Origin of the sequence: Pantoea sp. S18, assembly GCF_045689705.1 — a bacterium.
Classification (GTDB): domain Bacteria; phylum Pseudomonadota; class Gammaproteobacteria; order Enterobacterales; family Enterobacteriaceae; genus Pantoea; species Pantoea symbiotica.
Map to the genome: position 1 here is coordinate 1,581,717 of NZ_CP142688.1, position 20,400 is coordinate 1,602,116.

Below are 20,400 nucleotides of genomic sequence, written 5' to 3' on the forward strand. Positions count from 1 at the left end.
TATGGCGAACCTTTATTTCAGTCCGACTGCGATGGGATTTTTTTTAAATGCGATGGAAAAGCCGGAGGATTCAGTAGAGGTATCTGCCGCCGCAGAGGCATTCCTGCGACGAGCGATTATATGGGGAGCGACGGGCTTCAGAATCAGTAATGGCAATGTGTCCGTGACGTATCCTGAATTCCTGCGAGAATACGTCACGGACAATGATGCACCTGTTAATTTTCAGGACGGGAAGGCCAGTTAATCTCAGATGTGGCTAACACGTCTACGGCCTGTACCGCCTGCAGATATTCCATCCACGCTATGAGTAATGCTTTGTCTGTATCGGTGATGATGCCCAGCATCAGCTGTGTCTGCAACGTCTGGGTAATGCTTCCAACTTCACTGATGCGTTGCGATTTTTCTGCCTTTGCGGCGGTCACTGCTGCTTTAAGTTGTGCGGCTTGATCAGTAACCCATGCAGAACCGTCCCACTTATCAAAGATGGTTACGGGCTTTAATGGCGTACAACCATCGGGATAATCGCCGGGCTGCAGCAAAGTGAATGCTTCGCCGGTCTCAATGTTGTACACCGTTTCGCCACGATGATCGGTTATTTGCTGCCAGGCGCCATCACGAAATAAGCATACTTTTCCCGACTCGCATTCAGGCGGAGCATTGAAAGAAGAGTGCGCAGGAATGCCTACACCCTGCACCAGAAATTCCAGACTGCTGCCGGTGTATTCCCCGGTTTCAGTATTGAAGTTATAAACCATGAGGCTGCCAGAGGATTTAGCCAGCCCGTTTACATCAAGCGTTACGCTATTTTCTGCGATCATCATGCTGCCCTTACGATGTAGTTGAATGAGACGTTTCGCGGACGAGTTTCACCAGCGATACGTGCAGCCCCGCCATTGAAATTTCGCGCTGACACGTCTCCGACTAAATCATTGTCGCCCGTAAAATCCGAGCTTCCGTCCGGAATTGCAAAGTTGCCGCCGGGTCCGCCGACAAAGCGCAGCCTGATTGTGCGGTGTCCGTGGTTCTGAAGAGCATCCATCTGGCTACTCATCAAGGCGCGGGCATTGTCCACACCGCGCCCGTCATCCCATCCGCGTATAAACTCGCCCCGAAGATCTGCAAGTTTTAAACCCGGATAAGCAAGCGCCAGCTTCGGGTATAGCGTGCTGCTAAAGTTTGCACCGTTACTTTTCAGGAACACCATGCCAGCCATTGATTCAAACAGTTCATTGGGCATTTTCGTGTGAGGCCATGGGAATGGCGATCCGATGACAGGCGAGCCTTCGCCTAAACCAAGGTTTTTGAGAACGTCACCAATCAGGCCAGCGCTTTTAATTTCAGCAAGGGCATTTGCTATCTGCAGGTACTGACTGTGCGGATTATCTGCATCTGCGTGCTTCTTCATTACGCTGTCGGTGTAGGCCTTAACCTCGATCACAGCGTCATCAACATATTTACGCGTCGCCAACACCACCGAGGGATCGATTTTCAGAGTCACAGCGCTGGTGCTGTTCACGATTAAAATCATGCGCACCGTCTGCGTGCGCCCGCTGCCCTCGGCAAGCATTGGCTTATAAGTCTCCGCGCAGTTCGCTATCGCAATCAGCACGCCGTCAGCGTCATAAAGCCCAATCTCACGGATCCAGAAACCGCCTTCGCTTTCCGGGATAATCTGCTCGGCAATAATCTGGCTGCTGTTCGCCGCGTCAATCGACAGAGAGTTAAGCTGTGCACGGCGCTTCTCGCCGATAAGTTTCGTCTGCGCCGGATCTGGCGTGGGCAGCGTGCCGCCACCGTCACCAACGGCCATTTCTTTAAGGTCTACTTTGGTGCCGAGCGCGGCGGCGTTCGCCAGCTTAGCCGCGCCCTGATTGGTCAGCAGGGCAAAATATTTTTGTGTCATGCGCTTACTTCCGTCAGGTCGATAAGATGCACCGCCGCGCCGGAATAGACCGGCCCGCCGACGCTGATAAGTTCAGGGGGTGTAGGGATAAACTGTCAGCTCGTCGCCGCTGTAACTGGCGACGGCAACCGGTATTGCGCCGTTTGCATCGAGATTTATGGACAGCCCGATCAGATGACGGCTGCACGGCTTAGCATCCGCAATTAACCGTTCCAGCTCGTTATACATTTCCTCCGTGATGCCGGTATCGAGCACACCCACATCAAGCCGGAACGTGCCTGGCGTTTCATTGGTCTTCCACCATTCGATAACGCGGATCAGATAGCCCAGCGGCTCAACCACGCGACGGATTGCGCCAATGGTTCCTTTATGGCGGTGCACGTATCGCGCAGCCGTCACAACGGCGCGCTTGGTTGATTCACTCCAGCCAGAGTCCCAGCGGTCAACCGACCATGCCCACGCCAGATAGGGCAGCAACTGCACCGGGCAGGTTTGCGGGTTCCAGAGCTGGCGCAGTGGTACATTCATCATGCTGAGGCTTGCCAGCGCTTTAGCGGCGGCAACTTCTAGTGAAGATGAACCAGTGGGCAACAGGCGATCACTCATCCGAGCCTCCCACAGTCAGTGTGTAGCCGGTGCAATATGCCGCCTGCGTCTTGTCCAGCACCACGTCTGCGACAGGTTGGATCAGATTGACGCGCTGCACGCCCTCAACGTGGATAGCCGCATACAGGGCAGACAGGCGAATGTCGCGGCCCAGCCGTTTTTGTGCAGTCACGTAGGCCGCAAGTTTTGCCTCAGATGCCGCGCGGATGGGTTCAGCCTCAGGCCCCGGATAGAGATAAAGCTCAGCTTCGATGGCGTAATCAACTATCTGCGCCGACTGCACACCTACGCGGTCAGCCACCGGGCGCACGTTCTCATCGTTCAGCGCGGCATCCACCACGGCCAGCAGGTCGTCGGCAGCGGTGCCATTACCCTCGCGCGCCAGCACAGTTACCGTAACAACGGCGGGCGATGGACTGATGGCGGACGCATCCGCCACTCTGCCGTCAGCGCTTCGGGCGTGGTACTCATATGCGCCAGTCGGCCCGGCAACGCTTAAGCCTTCGAATGCAGCAGCGATACGGGCGCGAAAATCATCATTACTTTCCATCACCGCCGCCGTGGGCGGGATGGTCGTTTCATCTGCCGCTGTAATGGTCAGGCGTTCAACGCCATTATTCGCACCGAGTTGATCGAGATCGTCGTCAAGCGCATAAGCCACCATCACCGCCTTAGCCGCTTCGTTGATGCGCTGGCGCAGAATCACTTCACGGTAAACATTTTCCTGCAGCAACTTCACGATGGGTTCAGATTCGAGTGACAGCGTGCGGGCAACAGCGGCCTGCTGTTCTTCCGGGTAGAGTGAAATCAGCGTGGCTTTGCGCTCTGCCAGCAGGGTTTCATAGTCCAGCGTTTCCACCACGTCAGGCGCGGGCAGCTGGCTCAGGTCGATGGTTGCCATGTTCTCAGCTCACAGGAACGGTTAAGGAAAAAGGTTGCGTCGTGTCGGCGCGGTTGCCGGTCAGCTCAACCACCATGCTGCCGTTGAAATCAGAATCGAAATTGATGCCGGTGAGTTTTACCCGAGGCTCCCACTGCAGGATCGCCATATAGCAGGCGGACATAATCTGCAGGCGTAGCGATTCGTTTTGCGGCTGGTCAATCAGCGCCGACAGCAGCGAGCCATACTTGCGCCGCATCACCCTGGAGCCGAGCGGTGTTAAAAGAATGTCACGCACTGACTGGCGGATATGGTCGAGGTCGTTAAGCGCCTCGCCGGTTTCCCGGTTCATGCCGATGTATTTCGCTGTCGTCATTTAGGGCCATCCGTTCTGCTTCCGCCGCGCTGCACGCCACCGTGATCGTGGTCATCCACAACAACGCCGTTCGAGTCGAACTTTCCGCCGCTATGCTCGACATTGCCGGTCATCTTTCCGCCCTCTGAAAACTCAAACGTTTTGGCTTTCAGGTGCGCCGAGCATTCAACTTCGGGCGTGCTCAGCAGAATTTTTACTGACGCCTCAATGGTAGCGGTCTGTATGCCTGTTGCTTTGAGTGCGCCGATTTCCGGCTCGTACTCAATCACCGCGCCGTCAGGGAATGACCAGTGCAGAGCGTCAGCGGATGCAGATGGTGCTGGATTGTCATCAGAGAAGATCCCCGGCAGCACAAACCCGGTATCGAGTTCACCGCCGAGGCACAATATAAGCACCTGCTCACCTACCGACGGCGCATTCCACGAACGAGTTTTACCCGCACGCGCAGACAGCCAGTGAAGCCAGTCAGTAGTGTTATTTCCTGTTTCCACGCGGCATAACCCGTCGTCCAGTTTTACGGCGGATACGGTGCCAATGCGGATCAGGTTGCGCAGCAGGCGCAGGATTTCGGAGAGTTGTTCGTTCATGGCAAGATGATGCTTCAATCATCAAGCCTTGCAAAAATGATGCTGTTTATTGATCTCTAACAGGACAAACAGAGGGTAAAAAGGGCTTATATTAAATGATTACTTAAAAGTAAAGCTTTGTTAATGTATGTGAGCAAATGCTACTTATCTTAAGGGGTAATCATGGAAGAAGTGGAGTTTTTCAACGATGGCAATGTTAGCGTCTCAAGCGCAAGATTTCGTGTTGGGGCAAGCACATATGCAATGCAGGGCGTAACATCAGTTAAGCGTGCAAAGAAAGATGCTAATAAATTTCCAGCCATATTAATGATTTTTATTGGCGCATTAATGACTTTCGGTGCTGACCAAATCGGTACGAAAATTTTTGGTGTTGTGTTGGTGGTCGCCGGAGTTATTGTATTTCGGAAAATGAAGGCTGAATATAGCGTTTATTTAAATAGCTCATCTGGTGAGAGCCAAGCATTAAAAAGCAAAGATGTATCGTATATCGATCAGGTTATTGATGCTTTGAATAAATCAATTGTACACAGAGGCTAAGATATTTAAGGAGCCTTGGCTCCTTAAATAATTGGAGGAGGAGGGTTGGCATGGAATTAATGAGTTTTAGTGAAGCAATAAAAAAATCGGAAGGTCAGAAGAAAAGACATATTCTTTTGGGTAACGGCTTTAGTATAGCTTGCAAGCCAGATATATTTATCTATGGACGTCTATTCGAAAAAGCAAGGTTTGATAAGCTCTCTCCCTCGGCGAAAAAAGCCTTCAATATAATGGGCACAGAAGACTTTGAAAAAATCATTAAAACTCTGAGAGATTCGAGTGATGTACTTCAAGCATATGATGGTGTCGGCCAGAGCATCGTTGACAAGTTATTAGAGGATTCTGAAGCTCTTAAAGAGCTACTTGTTGAAACTCTGGCTACAAGCCATCCTTCACACCCCGGAGAAATTAGTGAACTGCAATATCAGTCTTGCAGGCGATTTCTCAATAATTTCGAGCTTGTCTATACTCTTAATTATGATTTGCTACTTTATTGGACTTGCATGCATTGCGAAGAAGGAAAAAGTCCAACAAGCGATGATGGATTTAGAAAACCTGCAGATAACTATGATGCTGATTATGTAACTTGGGAACCGAATAATGCTCATGGACAGAGTCTTTTCTTCCTACACGGTGCTCTACATCTTTTTGATGCTGGCTATGAGTTAAGGAAATTCACATGGATTAATACTAAAGTGAGACTCATTGAACAGATTCGTAAGGCAATGAGTAAAGATCTTTTCCCTGTTTTTGTTTCTGAAGGAACATCTAAAGAAAAAATTGAAAGGATCAGACATAACGACTACCTTGCCAAAGCTTACAGAAGCTTTAGTGCAATAACCGGAGCCTTGTTCATTTATGGACATTCTTTAGCAGAGAATGATGAGCATTTCCTTGGTGCAATTGAAAATGGGAAGATAAGACAGCTCTATGTTGGTATATATGGAAACCCTGATTCAAATGATAATAAGAAAATAATTAGGCGCGCCAATAAGATGGCATTGACTAGGAAAAAACATACCTTGGAAGTTTACTTCTACGATGTGTCGTCAGCAAATGTCTGGGGATAAGACTAACGTATTTACCCCAAAGCTGACAGGATTGTATTAAAGATCATCATTTCATCTATTTTGGATACACCCAAAAGCGGGCGAGCAATGTATTGCATATCTTTACCTCCGCGTGATGGCCTGTCTCGCAATCCATATTGATGCACTCTTACCATGCGTTGCACATTTCCAACAAACTCAATCACCGCTTTATCTGAAGTCGCGCGAGCTTTCATGTATTTCGCGGTGCGGAGTTTGGCGAACATCTCTCGCTTAACCCGGCCCTTTTTGCTGCGTATTGGCTGTGCCTTGCGCGGCTTAAAGGGTGTGCGATCCGGTGCCTGCTGGCGCTTGATATTCTGCTGCTGGCTGGCGCGCAACTTCTTCGCAATGTTCCGCGCCATTTCTTTCCGCGAAGACGGCGAAAGGTTGCCAATCAACGCGTTCAGCCGGTCATTGACCAGTTGTAAGTCACTCATTGTCGCCACTCGCTAACCAGATCACCGCCAGCATAGAGCTGGAAGGGCCGCGCATCGTTCTCAGCTAATGGATTTTCGCCAACATGATTAACATGCAGTTCATCACCCACGCGTTTGACGATCACTCGTTCGCTCAGTTGCAGGTCAATACTGATATCGCTGGCCGTATCGCTGATAACGTCAGCCTTGAACGTGAAGCCGGTCTGCTGCTTTTCTTTGGTCGCCATGATGTCGGGTTCATTCACGCGCAACCATTCCAGCATCGGCACAATCAGCAGATCGATATCGCCTGTGTAGTCGGTGATCACCATGTTCAGCCGGTACTGATATTCAAACGACAGCGAGGCGGCGAGCGTTGACACGATACGCCCGCTGTCGATAAACACATTCATGCTGTCAGGGTTGCGCTGCAGCAGCGGCACGCTGTCGGTCAGTGCCTTGCGGAGTTGTTGAGGTTTCAGCATCGTGTTGCTCCTGGCACTCTTTAATGATTTCGACCTGCAGCCCGCAGGAAGCGAGCACCGCCTCAAGCTGCCGGTTATCCGCCGCCAGATCGCCGGCCGTTTTCAGGCTATTTCCCGGCACCGGGCAGCTTGTCACGCGCGGACAGCCAATCCAGATAATCTCTGGCGCTGCTGAAGGCGGGACGGGTGTGCAGCCTGATAACATCGTCAGGCAAAACAGTAACAGACCAGTCACGCAGTATCGGGTTTGCATCGGTTTCCCTCTGTATTTGTGCTTCTCGCATTAGCGCTCCGGCGCTGGCTTTGCCCTGCATCAGCCGCAACGTGGCTTCGCGTTTTTGCCCCTCATTGTTTTCGATTTTCAGCCGGGTAATGGCTTTATCCCGGCTCTCGATACCGGCGGACAGTGTGCCTATTACCCGCTGCGCGCTCGCCAGCTCATCGCAGGCAACCGACCAGCGCCAGCCGGTTAACGCCAGCGCCAGCAGCGCCACGGCTAAAAGCGTTCCCGTAATGCGGATCACAATGCCCCCTTTAGGCACCATGCCAGCTCGCGCATGCGGCGGTTATCCAGCCCCTGATTAAATACGCCTTTCACGAATACCCAGCGCGGCAACTGATAGCAGGCTTCGCGCCAGCGGCTCTGGTTCAGCAGCTTTACCACCGTTGAGCTGCAGGCGTTACCCGTGCCGACGTTGAAGGCAAGCGATACCACGGCGTCGTAAACCTTTTGCGGCACCTTCACAAACAGACAACGCGTTAACGCCTTTTCAGTGCGCAGCACGTTAGCGATAAAGGTTCCCGCCGCCTGCCGCTCTGTAATGCTTTTACCCGGCACCACGCCAACCGTGTTGCCGATGCCGTCCGTCCATTTGTCCGCGTCGCACTTGTACGGACTCAGGCGACAGCCTTCGTAATCGGCGATAAGTTTCAGTCCCTCAACCGAGGTGTGCAGCTGCTGAAAGCCCGGCAGCGTGGCGGCAATCGCCAGCACCACGCCCACCGAACAACGCTTAACGATTTGCAGATTCATAGTCACTCCGGCTGATGCGGCCCGTTGCAAAAAGTTGGTAGGTTTTGCGCCTGTAATACCAGCTCACCAGAAACATGCCGACGCCGAGCACCATGCCGAGGATCGTCGCCATGTCCTGCAAATCCCACTTGCCGAGCCAGCCCATCACCACGGCAATGCTGTAGGTGATAAAGGTGCTGATGCGCTCCATCGTGATGTTCATGATTCAGTCCCAAAGGTTAACGGTCTCACGCGTTGACGATTCCGGCAGCTCAGGCAGATCGACCGGCCAGCCGTGCGGCAGTATCGGCCCGGCGTCGGCGAGGCCGGGGTTAGCATCAAAGACCGATTCCGTTACCTGCTCCGTGCGCCCGTAATGGCGGTAACAGATATCGTCGACGGTATCGCCCTGCAGCGCGTAAACCCGCGTCACAGCAGACTCACGATGCAGTTAGGGCGCTCACCGACGCGGCTGATGCTGAACCGCGCGTCGCGCCAGTATTCGTCGGCGCTGGCCTCAACGTCTCCGGCCTTCTTCGTGCCGCTGGCGTCATAGCCGCGATAGCGCTCGGCAATGGTGGCGGCGGTGATCGCCTCGACGGCGGCGAGGTAGTGCGTGATTTTTTCGCTCACGCCGTCCAGCGCTTCCGCCGGTACGTCAGCAAGCGTTTTGAAGCCCGCCGCCATCTGGTCGGCGCGCCAGTCGTACAGCTCGGCGTTCACTTCGCTAATCGCCGTTTTCACCGCCAGCCGCAGGCGCTGCGCGGTGACGGTTCCCTCATAGCGCAGTGACTCGCGCAGCTGCTGCAGGTCGATATCAGGCCAGAAAAAGGTGTTTTTTACCGGCGGCTCGGCAGTCTCTGCCGGTCGCTGTGCTGCTATTACCAGCGTGCTCATAGTTGGCCTCAGAAATAGGTGGGCGGTGGAGGACGGCGCAAACACTGAAAGTGCGTTGCCGTCCTGCCGCCCTGCGCGGGGTCGCGTCCGGTCAGCGGCTGGCCTGCGCCTGCTTTTTCATGGCAGTTGCCAGCCGCTCAATGTCTTTCTTCATGCCGCAGCCCTCGTGCAGCTGCAGCGCACGTTTCAGATGGTGCATGGCTTCCAGAGTCCCGCCCGCGTCGCGATACACATACCCGGCGATTTTATGCAGCTTGGCGCGCACCTGATCGGGCATGTCTTCGGCGTCGGTCAGCCGGATGGTTTCAAGCAGCGGCGCAATATCGACCGCCTCTTTTGCCGTCCAGGCGCGTGTCGCGGCGCTGGCCACTTCTTCGGCCAGCAGATACGGCAGGCTGTCGCGTTTGAATCCGTCGGGCGGCACCAGACCGTGCGTTAATGCGTAACGGGCGATTTCGAGCGCGCCGGTTACGTCGCCAGTGTCCAGTCGCCAGATCATGACGGTCATCACGATGGCATCCTGCGCGCCGCGCCCGCTTTTCATCACGCCTGCAATCCACGGCAGGTAGTCGGGCAGGAGCTGGCGCTTTAGCTCAGCCTTGCGCTCTACCGAGTGGACTTTCTTCAGGCGGCGCTTGTCCTCGTTGAGTTTCACGAGCATCTGCTCATAGCCGGTGGCGTGGCGCAGCGGGTTCGCATCCCGCTGCGATTCGGTTTCGGCCTGGACGCGCATCCGGTGACGGCGGGCGGGACTCAGCATGCGTTACTCTCCCGCTGCCGGGGTTTCAGTTTTGGTTTCAGCCGGTTCACTGAAATCACCGAGTTCGATGTTTTCAATCACGCAGCCCGCCGCGTAGTCCTCCACCACATAATCCTCGTTAGCGGATTCGTAGTTTTCGATGCGGTCACGCTTCGGCACCTCCTCGATGTGGCGGCGCTGCGTGCCTTCCTGCCAGTAAATTGACAGGTTATCGGTGCGGGTGATCATCATGGCGTTGGCCGGGAAGTACGGCACGCGTACCGCTGGCAGGTTGCCGATGCGCTTCTGGCTGATGATGACGTCAGCGGCAAGCTGCTCGGTGTTCGCCTGGTCTTTGTTCACAATCGGGAAATACTTGTCGGCCAGCAGCTGGCGCCCAACGATGACGACCAGCTCCGGGTCTTCCTGATACCACGGCTCGATCAGGTTATTGGTGGCGTCCATTACCAGCGCGTCGAGGTTGGCGTAGTCGCCGTCTTTGCCCACGCGGATTTTGGGCGAAATCACCGTGCCGTCTTCCTCCGTGATTTTGCTCATCACGCGGCTCGGCGTTTCGTTGCGGTACTTCTGCAGCCAGCCCACCGCCACGTCTTGCAGCATCGGGTTCGCGGCGCGGTTGGATGTTTTGGCGCGGTGCGTGCCGTTAAAGCCGATCATGATGCGGTCCAATGCTTGTCGCTGGATGATGGAATCGCGTAAGCGGGTCTGGAAATCGTCGTAGCGAGCCCACAGGTCGAGCGTGTTGTAGCGGATGTGGAAATCGAAGTTGACCTGTGCGCACTCATAGCCCTGGCTATCGAGCGAGGAGAAATCAGCGGTTTCGCGCTCGTCGCCGCCAGCGGTATCGGTGGTGCTGGCAATCGAACCGGACACACCCACGCCGATTTTTTCGCCCTTCATTTCCGGCACCGGCACGATGTTGATGCGGGTCAGAAACGCGGACGACTCCTGCACGCGGGTCATCAGCTTCTGCGTGACAGACGGCTCGACGCTGAATTTCTTGTTCATGTCGTCGATTTCTACACCGTTCAACTCGGCGACGCGGGACATATAGGCGTTAAATTTAAAGCGGGTATTCTTGCGCATTGGCGCTCCTGTTAATCAGTATTCGGGTTTACTCAGTCCGGTGTATCAGCAGTCGGTCTGCACGCTGCCTTTGTTGTCGCCGCCGGTCGCAGGGGGACGACGGTTAAAGCCGCCGTCAGTTTTTGCCAGCGTCTCATGCAGGGTGCTCAGCGCTTCGCGGTCTTTACCGGCTTCCTGCTCCAGCGCCGCAATGCGATCGGAAAAGGTTTTTTCCAGCGCGACCACCTGCTGCGAGTGGGATTCGCCGTTCTTCTGCACCTGCTCCGCGACGGCAGTGACCGCCGCGCTCACGTCGTTAAAGCGCTCGTCGTCGGTTTTTTCTTTGCGGGTAAACAGCTCTTTCACGCGGGACAGCAGCGACGGGCCTGCGTCGGCTTCGTCGTAAAACTCGATCAGGGTTTCTTCGGCGGCGGTAAACAGGTTTTCTTTGTCCTGCTTGCGTGAGGCCAGCGGGCTGGCTTTGGCGGTGGCGCTAAAGCTCAGGTATTCGGTGCCGAGGCTTGCCGGATCGTCGGTCACGGCCAGACCAATCAGATAGGCTTCGCCGGTATCGGAGAATTTCGGGTTCACTTCAATCGAGGTGTAAACCTTCTGACGTGCTTTAGTCAGCTCGACCAGCTCAGGCGTCGGATCGATGTAGCCAAACAGCGCGAGCTTGCCTATCAGCGGGCCTTCGGTGATTTCTTCGGCTTCGACCTTCGTTACGTCACCAAAGCGGCGGAACGTGCTGTCGGCGGCATAGCCTTTGATGTGTTCCATATTGACGCGAGCGCCGTAAACGGTGGGGTCATAGTTTTTCGCCATCTGCGAAATCCAGTCGCGGGAAATCTCGCGGCCGTCGGTGGTTGCGCCCTGCACAGCGATGCGGAAACGCTTTGCTTTAGTTGCCATCAATCAGGCTCCGGTCAGTGGGTTGGTTCGGTTCGGGGCCAGTTTCACCGCCGCCACCCAATCCCTCAACGCATGCCCGCCCGCTCATGCATCAGCAAACAGCCAGTGCAGGCGCGCCCAATTTGCCACCGGTAGCCTTACCGGCATGAACATGACACCCGGCACCATCATCAGCGATCCGCGCCGTCAGGCTGCGCTGCTTTACTGGCAGGGATTTTCCGTGCGCCAGATTGCGGAGACGCTCGGACAGAAAACGCCGACCGTGCAGAGCTGGAAGCTGCGCGACGAATGGGACAGCATTGCGCCCATCAGTCGCGTGGAAGCCAGCATGGAAGCGCGGTTGATTCAGCTCATCATGAAAGAGGTCAAGGGGAACGGTGATTACAAGGAGATAGACGCACTCGGCCGTCAGATTGAACGGCTGGCGCGCGTTGAGCGCTACCGCAGCAGCGGTAACGAGGCGGATCTCAATCCCAACGTGCGCAACCGCAACAAAGGTGAGCGCCAACCGGTGATTAAAAACGTATTCAGCGACGAGCAGACCGACAAGCTCACCGGCCTGTTTATGGAGGGCTGTTTTGCGTATCAGCTCGGCTGGCATCAGGCCGGACTCGCGCACCGCATTCGCAATATCCTCAAATCCCGCCAGATTGGCGCAACGTTTTACTTTGCCCGTGAGGCGCTGATCGATGCGCTGACCACCGGGCGCAACCAGATTTTCTTATCAGCCAGCAAGGCGCAGGCGCACGTCTTCAAAAACTACATTCTCGACTTTGCCCGTCAGGTGGACGTTGACCTGAAAGGCGATCCGATAGTGCTGCCCAACGGCGCGCGGCTGATTTTCCTCGGTACTAACGTGCGCACCGCGCAGAGCTACACCGGCAATCTGTACCTGGATGAATATTTCTGGATACCGAAGTTTCAGGAGCTGCGCAAAGTTGCCAGCGGCATGTCGCTGCACAAGAAGTGGCGCACAACGTATTTTTCCACGCCGTCGAGCCTGTCACACAGCGCTTATCCGTTCTGGTCAGGCGAGCTGTTCAACAAAGGGCGCCGTAATAAAGACGACCGCATTGAGCTGGATCTCTCGCATTCACATCTGGCGAAAGGCGCGCTATGTGGCGATGGCCAGTGGCGGCAGATTGTCACGGTTGAGGATGCGCTGACCGGCGGATGCAATCTGTTCGATATCGATCAGCTGCAGCTCGAATACAGCCCGTCTGAATATCAGAACCTGCTGATGTGTGAATTTGTCGACGACGAGGCCAGCGTATTTCCTTTCGCCGAGCTGCAGACCTGCATGGTCGACAGCCTGGAGGAATGGACGGACTTCAACCCTTACGCGCTGCGCCCGTTTGACTATCGCCCGGTGTGGATTGGTTACGATCCTTCGCATACCGGCGACAGCGCCGGATGTGCGGTTATCGCGCCGCCGCTGGTGAAGGGCGGTAAATTCCGCGTGCTGGAGCGCCACCAGTGGCGCGGCATGGACTTTGCCGCGCAGGCGCAGTCGATAAAACAGCTCACCGAAAAATACACCGTGGAATATATCGGCGTGGATGCGACCGGCATCGGTCAGGGCGTGTTTCAGCTTGTGCGCCAGTTCTTTCCGGCTGCGCGCGAAATCAAATATTCGCCCGAAGTAAAAACCGCGATGGTGCTGAAAGCGAAAGATACCATCGGCAGCGGCCGACTCGAATACGACGCGGGCCAGACCGATATCACGCAGTCGTTTATGGCGATCCGCAAAACCATGACCGCCAGCGGCAACCGTTCAACCTACGAAGCCAGCCGCAGCGAAGAAGCCAGCCACGCTGACGTCGCGTGGGCAATCATGCACGCACTGCTTAACGAACCGCTCACCGCTGCCAGCGGCGGCGATAACCCTTCATTCATGGAATTTTACTGATGAGCAAACGCAAAGACCGCATGACATTCACCGCCCAATCTCAGCCATCACCGGCAGCGCCGCAGCCGTTCGAGGCGTTCAGCTTCGGCGAGCCAACGGCGGTACTGGATAAGCGCGATATCATGGATTACACCGAATGCATCCATAACGGGCGCTGGTACGAGCCGCCGGTCAGCTTTCACGGTCTGGCGAAAAGTCTGCGCTCGGCGGTGCATCACAGCTCGCCGCTGTACGTTAAGCGCAACATTCTGGCGTCAACTTTTATCCCGCATCCGTTGCTGAGTCAGCAGGAGTTCAGCAAGTTCGCGCTGGATTATCTGGTATTCGGCAACGCCTTTGCCGAACTGCGCCGCAACACGCTCGGTCAGCCGCTGCGCCTTGAAACGTCACCGGCTAAATATACGCGGCGAGGGGTGGAGAAGGGCGTGTATTGGTTTGTGGGGGAATGGAAGGAGGCGTATCAGTTCGATACGGATCAGGTGTTCCACCTTATCGAACCGGATATTAATCAAGAGTTATACGGCCTGCCTGAATATCTCAGCGCGTTAAATTCCGCTTGGCTGAATGAGTCAGCTACGCTGTTCCGCCGCAAGTATTATCAGAACGGTGCGCACGCCGGTTACATCCTGTATATGACCGACGCGGCGCAAAGCAGCAGCGATATCGAGCGTATGCGACAGGCTATGCGCGACACAAAAGGGATTGGCAACTTCCGCAACCTGTTTATGTATGCGCCCAACGGCAAGCCGGACGGCATCAAGATTTTGCCGCTTAGCGAAGTGGCTACGCGTGATGACTTTTTCAACATTAAGAAGGCGAGCCGCGACGATCTGCTCAGCGCGCACCGTGTGCCGCCGCAAATGATGGGGATTATCCCGGATAATACAGGTGGATTCGGTGATGCGGTGAAGGCGGCGCAGGTGTTTGTGCGTAATGAATTAACGCCGCTTCAGGAACGCTTGAAGGAGATTAATAATTGGATTGGAGAGGAAATTGTCAATTTTAAGGTCTATGCACTAGATTAGTAATAATTAAGGCTCGCTCGGAGCCTTAATTAATAGTAGTTAAGTCATTTTGAATCTGTGATTTTTTGCTTTCCATTAATATCTCCCTCATTGCTAATCATCATGGATTTAGCCATAGAGGGTTCGTAATAAGCTTTTTTGAATATTTCCATTGCAAAAGGATGGATGTTGCTTATTAGCCCATTTGCATCTTTCTCAAATGCATTGGGAAATGTTGAATCTAATTCTTCCGTGAGCTTTTCAATTCTGCGTATAACCGCATCTTGACTATTTCTAAGTACTTCATTTATGTCAATGTTATTTCTCAGGTTGTCATATTTTATTGAGAGGTTGTCTAATTGAGTTTGATTCTTACTTATGGTCTCACCATAAGATTTTAATTTTTTATTCGCTAGCTCTAAAGCTTGTTTCTCTGCAGAGTAATTGTTTTTTAAAGCTTCATGTTCAATCGATAAAACACCTAAGCTATTATATTCTTGTCTAATTGATTCTAAGTTTTTTTCGGCTATCTCAATTTCATTTGTTAAGGAGTTGAGCTTAGATACACTTGAATTATGATCTACAGTGAGAGCGGCTAATTGAGAGTCTAAAGTGGATTTGGCTACTTTTAGTGCATCAATATTAGCTTTGTGAGACTCTTTTTTTTCTCTTTCTGCTTCGATTTCCGTTTCGTTAACAGCAAGCTGTTTCATCTTTGCTGATTCGTTAATTGCCAACTCAATAACTAAATCCCTTTGTAGGATGATTCTGTTTTTTTCTTTGGAAGCATTAACATTTTCAATCATAGAAAAAATCCATTTATGCATTAAAATTATGCAGTATGTAAAAAAGGGATACGTTGAAGATATGAAAATAGCCCATAAGAGAGGTAGAAATATTGAATTGGCATATGGTAACTCAATTCCAAATACTGATGAGTTGTCAATAACTTTATTGTTAATATATTCAATCCTTTCTAATACATCTAACTTGTCATACATGAAGAAAATTGCGACTTTATTCCAATTATAGAAAAGCCAGGAAATCACTAATGTGCCAAAAAATGGATTTCTAGCACGGTACACAAAAGCTTCCTGAACGGGAGTAACTAATGCATCCTTCAGCGCTCCAGCCAGTTCCTTCAAACTATCACTCATAAAATGCCTATTTAAATAAGAAAGTTAGCTTAAGAATATCTCAAGCCAAGCAATCAGAATAGTCTTAATTAAGAGTTATCCGAGCCGTTTACTCATAGCTACTAATTTTCAATGGGAGGCCAACTGTAATGGAAATTAGACATACGCGCGCAATGCTTTCCCCGCCACGCCTGCCCGCTTTATGTAACGCTTTTCATGCAACTGCACGCAATGTCTCAGACCGCACCAGCAAAGAAGGTGGGGAAAGGTAGGGATACAGTTTGGATCATGCGATTTCATGCATACGCATGCGTTTATGTCGCCAGCAGGATGGTGCTATCTAATTTGGTATGCTACTTAGACTGAGGTATTTAAAGGTAGGCATTACTGGATGACTGTAAGATGTTGACGGAACATCGCATTTTAGAATGTTATTTTATGCCTAAGTTGCTGCATTCAGTGATCAAGGTATGGTTGCTTAACAAATACATAGTCAAAGTATAATAATAACATTGAGTTATAGTTTCTTGTTGCAGTTATTTGCATTTAAGGCTACATTTCTTAACTGGTGTGAACCTGACGCTAAAAACAGACTCCCTACACAAATTCAACTGAAATAGTTTAGAGGTGGTTCCTATGGGTTGCCGCAAAACTGTTATTATATATTTATTTAGCCCATTAATTTATTCGAATTTTGCTATAGCAGAGATTGATGTTATTAAAAGTTCGGAGTTAATAAAGGAAATGGCGACGACTATTTGTGGTGAGATGATTTATGATGGCAATAAGCATTCTGAGAAATTAACGGTTGATGCTACAGCTAAAGTTAATAGCATTCTTAAAAAAGTAGCTGATATTGGTGGGACAGTTAAGGTCGATTTGTCGAATAATGGCTACTATGGGGTTCTGCAAGAGCAGTTAGGCAGTACTATTAAAAATAATCAAGAGTGTCGTATGCATATATGGGATGATATGAAAGTCATGTTTGTTGATAAGCCAGTAATTCTACCTAGTTTGCCTCAACCAATAATGGATAATGATGTCGTGGGTGATTGTAACCAAGTAGTCACAGGCTCTTCAAGTGTGAGTTTGAAATCATCATGTACAGCACACTAAGGTTTTTATTATTCCAAGCTGTGATTTTTATTTCATTTGTATTCCCATTATATTCTGTCCAGCCATCGACAGTTAGTGTTGCTGTTAATGGGAATTGTAATCAAACGATCACAAATAGCGCAGGTGGAATATATATATTGAACTGTACTATACAAAATAAAATAATTGAAAGTGCTGATACATTTATAGTCGTTCTTGGTTTTACTGCGAAATCTCCTATTCTAGATGGAGTGATAAACTGGGCGTTTATTGATCTAAAGAATAGTGATATCTCAATTTATGTAGATAATAGATTAGTGGTTAATGAGGATCTTAATACACCATTTACAGATGAAGTACTAAAACTTAAACGAGGTCAGCATACTTTCCGTATTGAGACTAATTTCACCTACTATCCATTACTCAATGGGATACAGGCAGATCCTGCTGAAGCTACGTGTACCGTGGTGTTAGATGTTCAAGCGCCTGGCAAAGTATTTCCTAAGTTTAATATCAAACAACATCCGAGCGGTGCACTTTTAACTGATGACTGTAGTTTTCATGAATGATATAGCAACTCTTTGTCATCTGCTGACTCTATGTTTTAAAAGAGGCTATTCGACAGACTATTTAAGATATGCTCAATCCCTATCAATAAAGCCACCTTACAGGCGGCTTATAGGGGAGGAGATAACGTAAATTTTCATTCTGCCTGGTAGTATAATGTGTCCTGAAAAGATGATGTGTCGATAGTTCCGGCCATATCACTGATCATAGACAGTGCCATCTTTAGTTCATCTTCCTTGCAGTGTGCAATCAATGAGACGTCGGCGATAAATTGGATTCTGGCTACAGTCTCGCTCAGATTATCGATTTCCATCAGCTAATTAACTCCTTATCAAATAAATATACTGTATGCATAAACAGTACCATGACGTTAAGTAATCGTAAACAATCGTATGGCTCGGATTTGTCCGACCGATGGATTATTGAACATTACTACTTTTTCGATGCTGAGCTGCCAATGCATCGAACCGCTGCAGGGCTGTAGAAGGTTTTCTACGTTCAACGAAAAGATGGCCGCTTGTTCCACTCCAGAATATTTGCGCGCCAACTTTGAGCTTGTGCCCCATCATCATGCGTGTAACTTCGCTTTCGGAAAGGGTAATACGTGAGACATCATAAAAACTGTCTTTGAGCTGCTTACGTTGATCGCGATATTTATCAGAAACCGGCGCCTGTCGTTTTTTTCGCGGTTTCGCAGGCGTGCTTTCATGCAATCTCTTCAAAATACGTCTTCTCTCGGCACGGGTCGGCGAGCACGTGAAGTCTATAGGGGGATCATCATTCGGCGGGGCCGTACAGTTATTGACAGAACTCCAAGAGGACGCGGACGCGCCCTTAACGTCAACGGCCAAATCAACGGCACGCTTCGGTACAATCTTCCACTGTGTAAGCCGGGTTAAGATTGGCGTATCTGCGCCCGCTTCGGTGGCATAAACGCCTTTTATACGCACGGTTTCTTCGCCGTAAGCGTTGAGATCTTCGCTCGGTTGATACCAGGTGCGCACGGCCAGTTCATCACGACGAACAAATGCGCCGCCTTGTGCGTTAACGTAGCCAGCCCAATCACCAGCATCTGCTGCGTCATGCGCGGCAGCGAACTCGATGCTGAGTCCGTGTGCGGTTTCGCTGTCTGCCATGCGACGTAACTCGCGATAGACAGTAACCGGTGCGCCGCCAATGAACTGGAACTGGCGAATGTGCCAGCGCGCCGCCCATGCTGAAACGGCTGAGGCAGTCTCTTTCAGCTCTTTGCCGCTTTCATCGTCCAGCTCGCCGTCGAGCGCATAGCCATCGATATTTTTTGAGATGTATTTCGCTACGTAGCCGGTGGCGCTGCCTTTCTCGGGATCGATGGCTTCGGCATGAAAGCGTGCTCTGCGGGCCTTTTCGGTGGTTAGCTCATTGCAATCTTCGCGCCATGCATAGTCGCTTATCACCTCACGTACGCGATCAACATTTTCCGGCAGCATAAACATCAGCATGTGCCAATGTGGAGTTGCATCGTGATGGGGTTCGGCAACACGAATACCGAATATGCGGATTTCTTCGCGATGCAGCTTGGCGCGAATTTTCTGCCACACGTTGCACAGATAACGCTGCGTGTCTGCCGGGCTGGCACCATTCCACTTGCGGTTACGATGACCAGTCTTGATAGTGGCGTGGTAGCGAGAAGGGGCGGTAACCGTATAAAACTCGCCGACAAAGCCCATCTCGTTACAGATATTTTCAAATCCGCGAATGCGATTCATCAACTCGCAGCGCTTAATGGCGGGATTCGACACGCTGGAATCAAACTTGTCGATTAAGCTTATCCTTTCGCCGGTTTCCTCATTCTCCAGCTCAAGCCCTTTAAGAAACTCACGCGTGCGGCGCTTTTGCTCGCGCCACTCCGAGACAGTCATATTGCTGGCATAGGGTGTGTGTTTTTTGCTGACGTTAGCGAGGGCGATTTGCAGATGTTCACGCCATGAAGCCGCTATACGACGCAGGCGACCTTTCCACCATTTCTCGGTTTGCATGCGCATGATCGCTGGCGTTACTTCTTCCGGGTCGAATAGGCGTGATGTGACTTTTTCCCACAATGGCGGTGTCTGATTAAACTCGCGAGTGATGGTGGCGGCGGTCATGTAAATGCGGTGCGTGTATTTATAATCTGATTCGTTGTCAGATTGAGCATGCGCCTGTACCAGTTCAGCCAGGGCAAAGTTGGCAATGTCGCCAGCCAGCAAATCAACATCGGCGCGAGCCATATCCGGCAAGCGGTTAAAACGACGCATTAACTCCCATAGCGCGCCACTTGCTCTGGCTGCACCATTTGCTTTGTCTGAATTATTAGTGAGTAGAGTTTGCGTACCGGCCTTCATTTCGCTGAGGCGATACTTGATGTTCACACATTCAACGCGTGGCAATGTGCGCTCAACAAAAGTCTTCGTTAAGTACGCATTGGCACGAATTTCACCCTGTGACTTTTCAAGTTCGGCCATACGCCGTTTGATGTCAAACTGAACAATCTGAGGTTGTTTTTCTAGCAGGTGATGAGCTTGAACCAGCTTGGCTATTTGCTCAGCTTTTTGAGCATTCAGATGATTACGATGGTGAATCTCATCATACGTGGGATAGGGGCTGGTAATAGCTTCCCGTGGAGCATTCCACGGGTAAGCATAATTCTCTGACATCAGGCTTTAGCCTGCAGATGTTTTACGCGTTGTTCTTCAATCTCCTGACAAGAAACGCAACGAGTAACTCCAAGGTAGGCGCGACGACGCAATTCTGGAATTGGGGCGTCACAGTCTTCGCAGAAGGATGCGCTGATAGCTGGAGCGCGATTAACGATTAAAGCAATGTTGCGTTCAAGCATTTCCTCGGTGCGCTGCTGCACTATATCCATCGAATCAGCCATCAGTGCGTCTCCGCGATTTGTGTTTGGATTCTTTCGATTTCCTGATGAAGCAGCTCAGCGGCTTCAATCGGCGATAATTCGTCGTGACGAATTTTCGCAGCGAGGATGTTCAGGCGGTTGACCATTAGGTCAGCACGACCGCGACGTTCTTCCTTACGCGCATCATTCAGCATCATGTCGAGATCGATGTATGGAGACGTATGTTTAGGTTGGGATGAATTATTCAGCATGTAATTTCCAGTTTTTGGGCAAAGAGAATCCCG

At 51.5% G+C, this 20,400-nt stretch carries 28 protein-coding genes and 1 pseudogene; 7 read left to right on the forward strand and 22 right to left on the reverse strand.

Going from position 1 to position 20,400, the window contains the following annotated elements; genetic code table 11:
- Nucleotide 1 precedes the first annotated feature (1 nt).
- Nucleotides 2-244 carry a hypothetical protein gene (locus VIJ98_RS07190; protein WP_323273030.1) on the forward strand — a complete coding sequence of 81 codons (243 nt, stop codon included), beginning with the start codon at nt 2-4 and terminating at the stop codon, nt 242-244.
- On the opposite strand, the gene VIJ98_RS07195 is transcribed toward VIJ98_RS07190, so the two are convergent.
- The 6 genes and pseudogenes from VIJ98_RS07195 to VIJ98_RS07220 form a co-directional block, all read right to left on the reverse strand.
- Nucleotides 216-821 (reverse strand): tail fiber assembly protein, encoded by a 606-nt coding sequence (locus VIJ98_RS07195; RefSeq protein WP_323273032.1) that lies wholly within the window; start codon nt 819-821, stop codon nt 216-218. The two genes, VIJ98_RS07190 and VIJ98_RS07195, sit on opposite strands and share 29 nt — an antisense overlap.
- The gene (locus tag VIJ98_RS07200) at nt 818-1,903 is read right to left on the reverse strand and encodes a phage tail protein (protein WP_323273034.1); all 1,086 of its coding nucleotides are present in this window, start codon (nt 1,901-1,903) and stop codon (nt 818-820) included. Before VIJ98_RS07200 ends, VIJ98_RS07195 begins: the two co-directional genes overlap by 4 nt.
- Nucleotides 1,900-2,509, reverse strand: a pseudogene (locus VIJ98_RS07205) (phage tail protein I). The gene VIJ98_RS07200 and the pseudogene VIJ98_RS07205 overlap by 4 nt, the downstream one beginning before the upstream one ends.
- Nucleotides 2,502-3,410 (reverse strand): baseplate assembly protein, encoded by a 909-nt coding sequence (locus tag VIJ98_RS07210; RefSeq protein ID WP_323273035.1) that lies wholly within the window; start codon nt 3,408-3,410, stop codon nt 2,502-2,504. Before VIJ98_RS07210 ends, VIJ98_RS07205 begins: the two are co-directional and overlap by 8 nt.
- A 4-nt stretch (nt 3,411-3,414) precedes the next feature.
- Nucleotides 3,415-3,765: a GPW/gp25 family protein gene (locus tag VIJ98_RS07215; RefSeq protein ID WP_323273037.1), complete on the reverse strand. Its 351-nt coding sequence runs from the start codon at nt 3,763-3,765 to the stop codon at nt 3,415-3,417.
- Nucleotides 3,762-4,352 carry a phage baseplate assembly protein V gene (locus tag VIJ98_RS07220; RefSeq protein ID WP_323273039.1) on the reverse strand — a complete coding sequence of 197 codons (591 nt, stop codon included), beginning with the start codon at nt 4,350-4,352 and terminating at the stop codon, nt 3,762-3,764. Before VIJ98_RS07220 ends, VIJ98_RS07215 begins: the two co-directional genes overlap by 4 nt.
- Before the next feature lie 162 nt (nt 4,353-4,514).
- Here VIJ98_RS07220 and VIJ98_RS07225 point away from each other — a divergent pair, with 162 nt between their 5' ends.
- Both VIJ98_RS07225 and VIJ98_RS07230 read left to right on the forward strand, forming a co-directional pair.
- Complete coding sequence (locus VIJ98_RS07225; RefSeq protein ID WP_323273041.1) at nt 4,515-4,889, forward strand: DUF6232 family protein; 375 nt, start codon at nt 4,515-4,517, stop codon at nt 4,887-4,889.
- Nucleotides 4,890-4,939: 50 nt separating this feature from the next.
- On the forward strand, nt 4,940-5,959 hold the full coding sequence (locus tag VIJ98_RS07230) for a DUF4917 family protein (protein WP_323273043.1): 1,020 nt from the start codon (nt 4,940-4,942) through the stop codon (nt 5,957-5,959).
- Nucleotides 5,960-5,970: 11 nt separating this feature from the next.
- Here VIJ98_RS07230 and VIJ98_RS07235 read toward each other — a convergent pair whose 3' ends face one another.
- The 11 genes from VIJ98_RS07235 to VIJ98_RS07285 all read right to left on the reverse strand — a co-directional run bounded on the left by VIJ98_RS07235 (nt 5,971) and on the right by VIJ98_RS07285 (nt 11,527).
- Complete coding sequence (locus tag VIJ98_RS07235; RefSeq protein ID WP_323273045.1) at nt 5,971-6,417, reverse strand: phage virion morphogenesis protein; 447 nt, start codon at nt 6,415-6,417, stop codon at nt 5,971-5,973.
- Entirely contained in the window at nt 6,414-6,881 is a 468-nt protein-coding gene (locus VIJ98_RS07240) for a phage tail protein (RefSeq protein ID WP_323273047.1), read from the reverse strand. The genes VIJ98_RS07235 and VIJ98_RS07240 overlap by 4 nt, the downstream gene beginning before the upstream one ends.
- Nucleotides 6,814-7,086, reverse strand: coding sequence for an Rz1-like lysis system protein LysC (gene lysC, locus VIJ98_RS07245; RefSeq protein ID WP_323273049.1), 273 nt, complete (start codon nt 7,084-7,086; stop codon nt 6,814-6,816). The genes VIJ98_RS07240 and lysC overlap by 68 nt, the downstream gene beginning before the upstream one ends.
- Nucleotides 6,989-7,426, reverse strand: a complete 438-nt coding sequence (gene lysB, locus VIJ98_RS07250) for an Rz-like lysis system protein LysB (protein WP_407330294.1) — start codon at nt 7,424-7,426, stop codon at nt 6,989-6,991. The genes lysC and lysB overlap by 98 nt, the downstream gene beginning before the upstream one ends.
- Nucleotides 7,402-7,914: a lysozyme gene (locus tag VIJ98_RS07255; protein ID WP_323273054.1), complete on the reverse strand. Its 513-nt coding sequence runs from the start codon at nt 7,912-7,914 to the stop codon at nt 7,402-7,404. The genes lysB and VIJ98_RS07255 overlap by 25 nt, the downstream gene beginning before the upstream one ends.
- Nucleotides 7,895-8,110: an HP1 family phage holin gene (locus tag VIJ98_RS07260; protein ID WP_323275757.1), complete on the reverse strand. Its 216-nt coding sequence runs from the start codon at nt 8,108-8,110 to the stop codon at nt 7,895-7,897. Before VIJ98_RS07260 ends, VIJ98_RS07255 begins: the two co-directional genes overlap by 20 nt.
- A 9-nt stretch (nt 8,111-8,119) precedes the next feature.
- Nucleotides 8,120-8,326 carry a tail protein X gene (locus tag VIJ98_RS07265; protein ID WP_323273056.1) on the reverse strand — a complete coding sequence of 69 codons (207 nt, stop codon included), beginning with the start codon at nt 8,324-8,326 and terminating at the stop codon, nt 8,120-8,122.
- Entirely contained in the window at nt 8,323-8,790 is a 468-nt protein-coding gene (locus VIJ98_RS07270; protein WP_222210620.1) for a head completion/stabilization protein, read from the reverse strand. Before VIJ98_RS07270 ends, VIJ98_RS07265 begins: the two co-directional genes overlap by 4 nt.
- A gap of 91 nt (nt 8,791-8,881) precedes the next feature.
- Entirely contained in the window at nt 8,882-9,550 is a 669-nt protein-coding gene (locus tag VIJ98_RS07275; protein WP_323273059.1) for a terminase endonuclease subunit, read from the reverse strand.
- A gap of 3 nt (nt 9,551-9,553) precedes the next feature.
- Nucleotides 9,554-10,636 carry a phage major capsid protein, P2 family gene (locus tag VIJ98_RS07280; protein ID WP_323273061.1) on the reverse strand — a complete coding sequence of 361 codons (1,083 nt, stop codon included), beginning with the start codon at nt 10,634-10,636 and terminating at the stop codon, nt 9,554-9,556.
- Between the two features lie 45 nt (nt 10,637-10,681).
- Nucleotides 10,682-11,527 (reverse strand): GPO family capsid scaffolding protein, encoded by an 846-nt coding sequence (locus VIJ98_RS07285; protein ID WP_323273062.1) that lies wholly within the window; start codon nt 11,525-11,527, stop codon nt 10,682-10,684.
- Between the two features lie 145 nt (nt 11,528-11,672).
- Here VIJ98_RS07285 and VIJ98_RS07290 point away from each other — a divergent pair, with 145 nt between their 5' ends.
- Both VIJ98_RS07290 and VIJ98_RS07295 read left to right on the forward strand, forming a co-directional pair.
- A complete protein-coding gene (locus VIJ98_RS07290; protein WP_323273064.1) occupies nt 11,673-13,436 on the forward strand; it encodes a terminase ATPase subunit family protein in 1,764 nt (587 codons plus the stop codon).
- Complete coding sequence (locus VIJ98_RS07295; RefSeq protein ID WP_323273066.1) at nt 13,436-14,461, forward strand: phage portal protein; 1,026 nt, start codon at nt 13,436-13,438, stop codon at nt 14,459-14,461. Before VIJ98_RS07290 ends, VIJ98_RS07295 begins: the two co-directional genes overlap by 1 nt.
- Nucleotides 14,462-14,505: 44 nt before the next feature.
- Here VIJ98_RS07295 and VIJ98_RS07300 read toward each other — a convergent pair whose 3' ends face one another.
- Complete coding sequence (locus VIJ98_RS07300; protein ID WP_323273068.1) at nt 14,506-15,597, reverse strand: hypothetical protein; 1,092 nt, start codon at nt 15,595-15,597, stop codon at nt 14,506-14,508.
- Between the two features lie 615 nt (nt 15,598-16,212).
- Between VIJ98_RS07300 and VIJ98_RS07305 the strand changes: the two genes are divergently transcribed.
- Both VIJ98_RS07305 and VIJ98_RS07310 read left to right on the forward strand, forming a co-directional pair.
- Nucleotides 16,213-16,692 carry a hypothetical protein gene (locus VIJ98_RS07305; protein WP_323273070.1) on the forward strand — a complete coding sequence of 160 codons (480 nt, stop codon included), beginning with the start codon at nt 16,213-16,215 and terminating at the stop codon, nt 16,690-16,692.
- Nucleotides 16,677-17,240, forward strand: a complete 564-nt coding sequence (locus VIJ98_RS07310; RefSeq protein ID WP_323273072.1) for a hypothetical protein — start codon at nt 16,677-16,679, stop codon at nt 17,238-17,240. Before VIJ98_RS07305 ends, VIJ98_RS07310 begins: the two co-directional genes overlap by 16 nt.
- A gap of 134 nt (nt 17,241-17,374) precedes the next feature.
- Here the strand turns inward: VIJ98_RS07310 and VIJ98_RS07315 are convergent, their stop codons facing one another.
- The 4 genes from VIJ98_RS07315 to VIJ98_RS07330 form a co-directional block, all read right to left on the reverse strand.
- Nucleotides 17,375-17,551 carry a hypothetical protein gene (locus VIJ98_RS07315; RefSeq protein ID WP_323273074.1) on the reverse strand — a complete coding sequence of 59 codons (177 nt, stop codon included), beginning with the start codon at nt 17,549-17,551 and terminating at the stop codon, nt 17,375-17,377.
- Nucleotides 17,552-17,657: 106 nt separating this feature from the next.
- On the reverse strand, nt 17,658-19,913 hold the full coding sequence (locus tag VIJ98_RS07320) for a replication endonuclease (protein WP_323273076.1): 2,256 nt from the start codon (nt 19,911-19,913) through the stop codon (nt 17,658-17,660).
- Nucleotides 19,913-20,137 (reverse strand): TraR/DksA family transcriptional regulator, encoded by a 225-nt coding sequence (locus VIJ98_RS07325; protein ID WP_323273078.1) that lies wholly within the window; start codon nt 20,135-20,137, stop codon nt 19,913-19,915. Before VIJ98_RS07325 ends, VIJ98_RS07320 begins: the two co-directional genes overlap by 1 nt.
- A complete protein-coding gene (locus VIJ98_RS07330) occupies nt 20,137-20,367 on the reverse strand; it encodes a DUF2732 family protein (protein WP_154193666.1) in 231 nt (76 codons plus the stop codon). The genes VIJ98_RS07325 and VIJ98_RS07330 overlap by 1 nt, the downstream gene beginning before the upstream one ends.
- Nucleotides 20,368-20,400: the final 33 nt, after the last annotated feature.

Bases quoted from the DNA above. Each gene is read 5' to 3' on its own strand.
- VIJ98_RS07190 (WP_323273030.1), top strand. From the start codon at position 2: ATGGCGAACCTTTATTTCAGTCCGACTGCGATGGGATTTTTTTTAAAT.
- VIJ98_RS07195 (WP_323273032.1), bottom strand. From the start codon at position 821: ATGATGATCGCAGAAAATAGCGTAACGCTTGATGTAAACGGGCTGGCT.
- VIJ98_RS07200 (WP_323273034.1), bottom strand. From the start codon at position 1,903: ATGACACAAAAATATTTTGCCCTGCTGACCAATCAGGGCGCGGCTAAG.
- VIJ98_RS07210 (WP_323273035.1), bottom strand. From the start codon at position 3,410: ATGGCAACCATCGACCTGAGCCAGCTGCCCGCGCCTGACGTGGTGGAA.
- VIJ98_RS07215 (WP_323273037.1), bottom strand. From the start codon at position 3,765: ATGACGACAGCGAAATACATCGGCATGAACCGGGAAACCGGCGAGGCG.
- VIJ98_RS07220 (WP_323273039.1), bottom strand. From the start codon at position 4,352: ATGAACGAACAACTCTCCGAAATCCTGCGCCTGCTGCGCAACCTGATC.
- VIJ98_RS07225 (WP_323273041.1), top strand. From the start codon at position 4,515: ATGGAAGAAGTGGAGTTTTTCAACGATGGCAATGTTAGCGTCTCAAGC.
- VIJ98_RS07230 (WP_323273043.1), top strand. From the start codon at position 4,940: ATGGAATTAATGAGTTTTAGTGAAGCAATAAAAAAATCGGAAGGTCAG.
- VIJ98_RS07235 (WP_323273045.1), bottom strand. From the start codon at position 6,417: ATGAGTGACTTACAACTGGTCAATGACCGGCTGAACGCGTTGATTGGC.
- VIJ98_RS07240 (WP_323273047.1), bottom strand. From the start codon at position 6,881: ATGCTGAAACCTCAACAACTCCGCAAGGCACTGACCGACAGCGTGCCG.
- lysC (WP_323273049.1), bottom strand. From the start codon at position 7,086: ATGTTATCAGGCTGCACACCCGTCCCGCCTTCAGCAGCGCCAGAGATT.
- lysB (WP_407330294.1), bottom strand. From the start codon at position 7,426: ATGGTGCCTAAAGGGGGCATTGTGATCCGCATTACGGGAACGCTTTTA.
- VIJ98_RS07255 (WP_323273054.1), bottom strand. From the start codon at position 7,914: ATGAATCTGCAAATCGTTAAGCGTTGTTCGGTGGGCGTGGTGCTGGCG.
- VIJ98_RS07270 (WP_222210620.1), bottom strand. From the start codon at position 8,790: ATGAGCACGCTGGTAATAGCAGCACAGCGACCGGCAGAGACTGCCGAG.
- VIJ98_RS07275 (WP_323273059.1), bottom strand. From the start codon at position 9,550: ATGCTGAGTCCCGCCCGCCGTCACCGGATGCGCGTCCAGGCCGAAACC.
- VIJ98_RS07280 (WP_323273061.1), bottom strand. From the start codon at position 10,636: ATGCGCAAGAATACCCGCTTTAAATTTAACGCCTATATGTCCCGCGTC.
- VIJ98_RS07285 (WP_323273062.1), bottom strand. From the start codon at position 11,527: ATGGCAACTAAAGCAAAGCGTTTCCGCATCGCTGTGCAGGGCGCAACC.
- VIJ98_RS07290 (WP_323273064.1), top strand. From the start codon at position 11,673: ATGAACATGACACCCGGCACCATCATCAGCGATCCGCGCCGTCAGGCT.
- VIJ98_RS07295 (WP_323273066.1), top strand. From the start codon at position 13,436: ATGAGCAAACGCAAAGACCGCATGACATTCACCGCCCAATCTCAGCCA.
- VIJ98_RS07300 (WP_323273068.1), bottom strand. From the start codon at position 15,597: ATGAGTGATAGTTTGAAGGAACTGGCTGGAGCGCTGAAGGATGCATTA.
- VIJ98_RS07305 (WP_323273070.1), top strand. From the start codon at position 16,213: ATGGGTTGCCGCAAAACTGTTATTATATATTTATTTAGCCCATTAATT.
- VIJ98_RS07310 (WP_323273072.1), top strand. From the start codon at position 16,677: ATGTACAGCACACTAAGGTTTTTATTATTCCAAGCTGTGATTTTTATT.
- VIJ98_RS07315 (WP_323273074.1), bottom strand. From the start codon at position 17,551: ATGGAAATCGATAATCTGAGCGAGACTGTAGCCAGAATCCAATTTATC.
- VIJ98_RS07320 (WP_323273076.1), bottom strand. From the start codon at position 19,913: ATGTCAGAGAATTATGCTTACCCGTGGAATGCTCCACGGGAAGCTATT.
- VIJ98_RS07325 (WP_323273078.1), bottom strand. From the start codon at position 20,137: ATGGCTGATTCGATGGATATAGTGCAGCAGCGCACCGAGGAAATGCTT.
- VIJ98_RS07330 (WP_154193666.1), bottom strand. From the start codon at position 20,367: ATGCTGAATAATTCATCCCAACCTAAACATACGTCTCCATACATCGAT.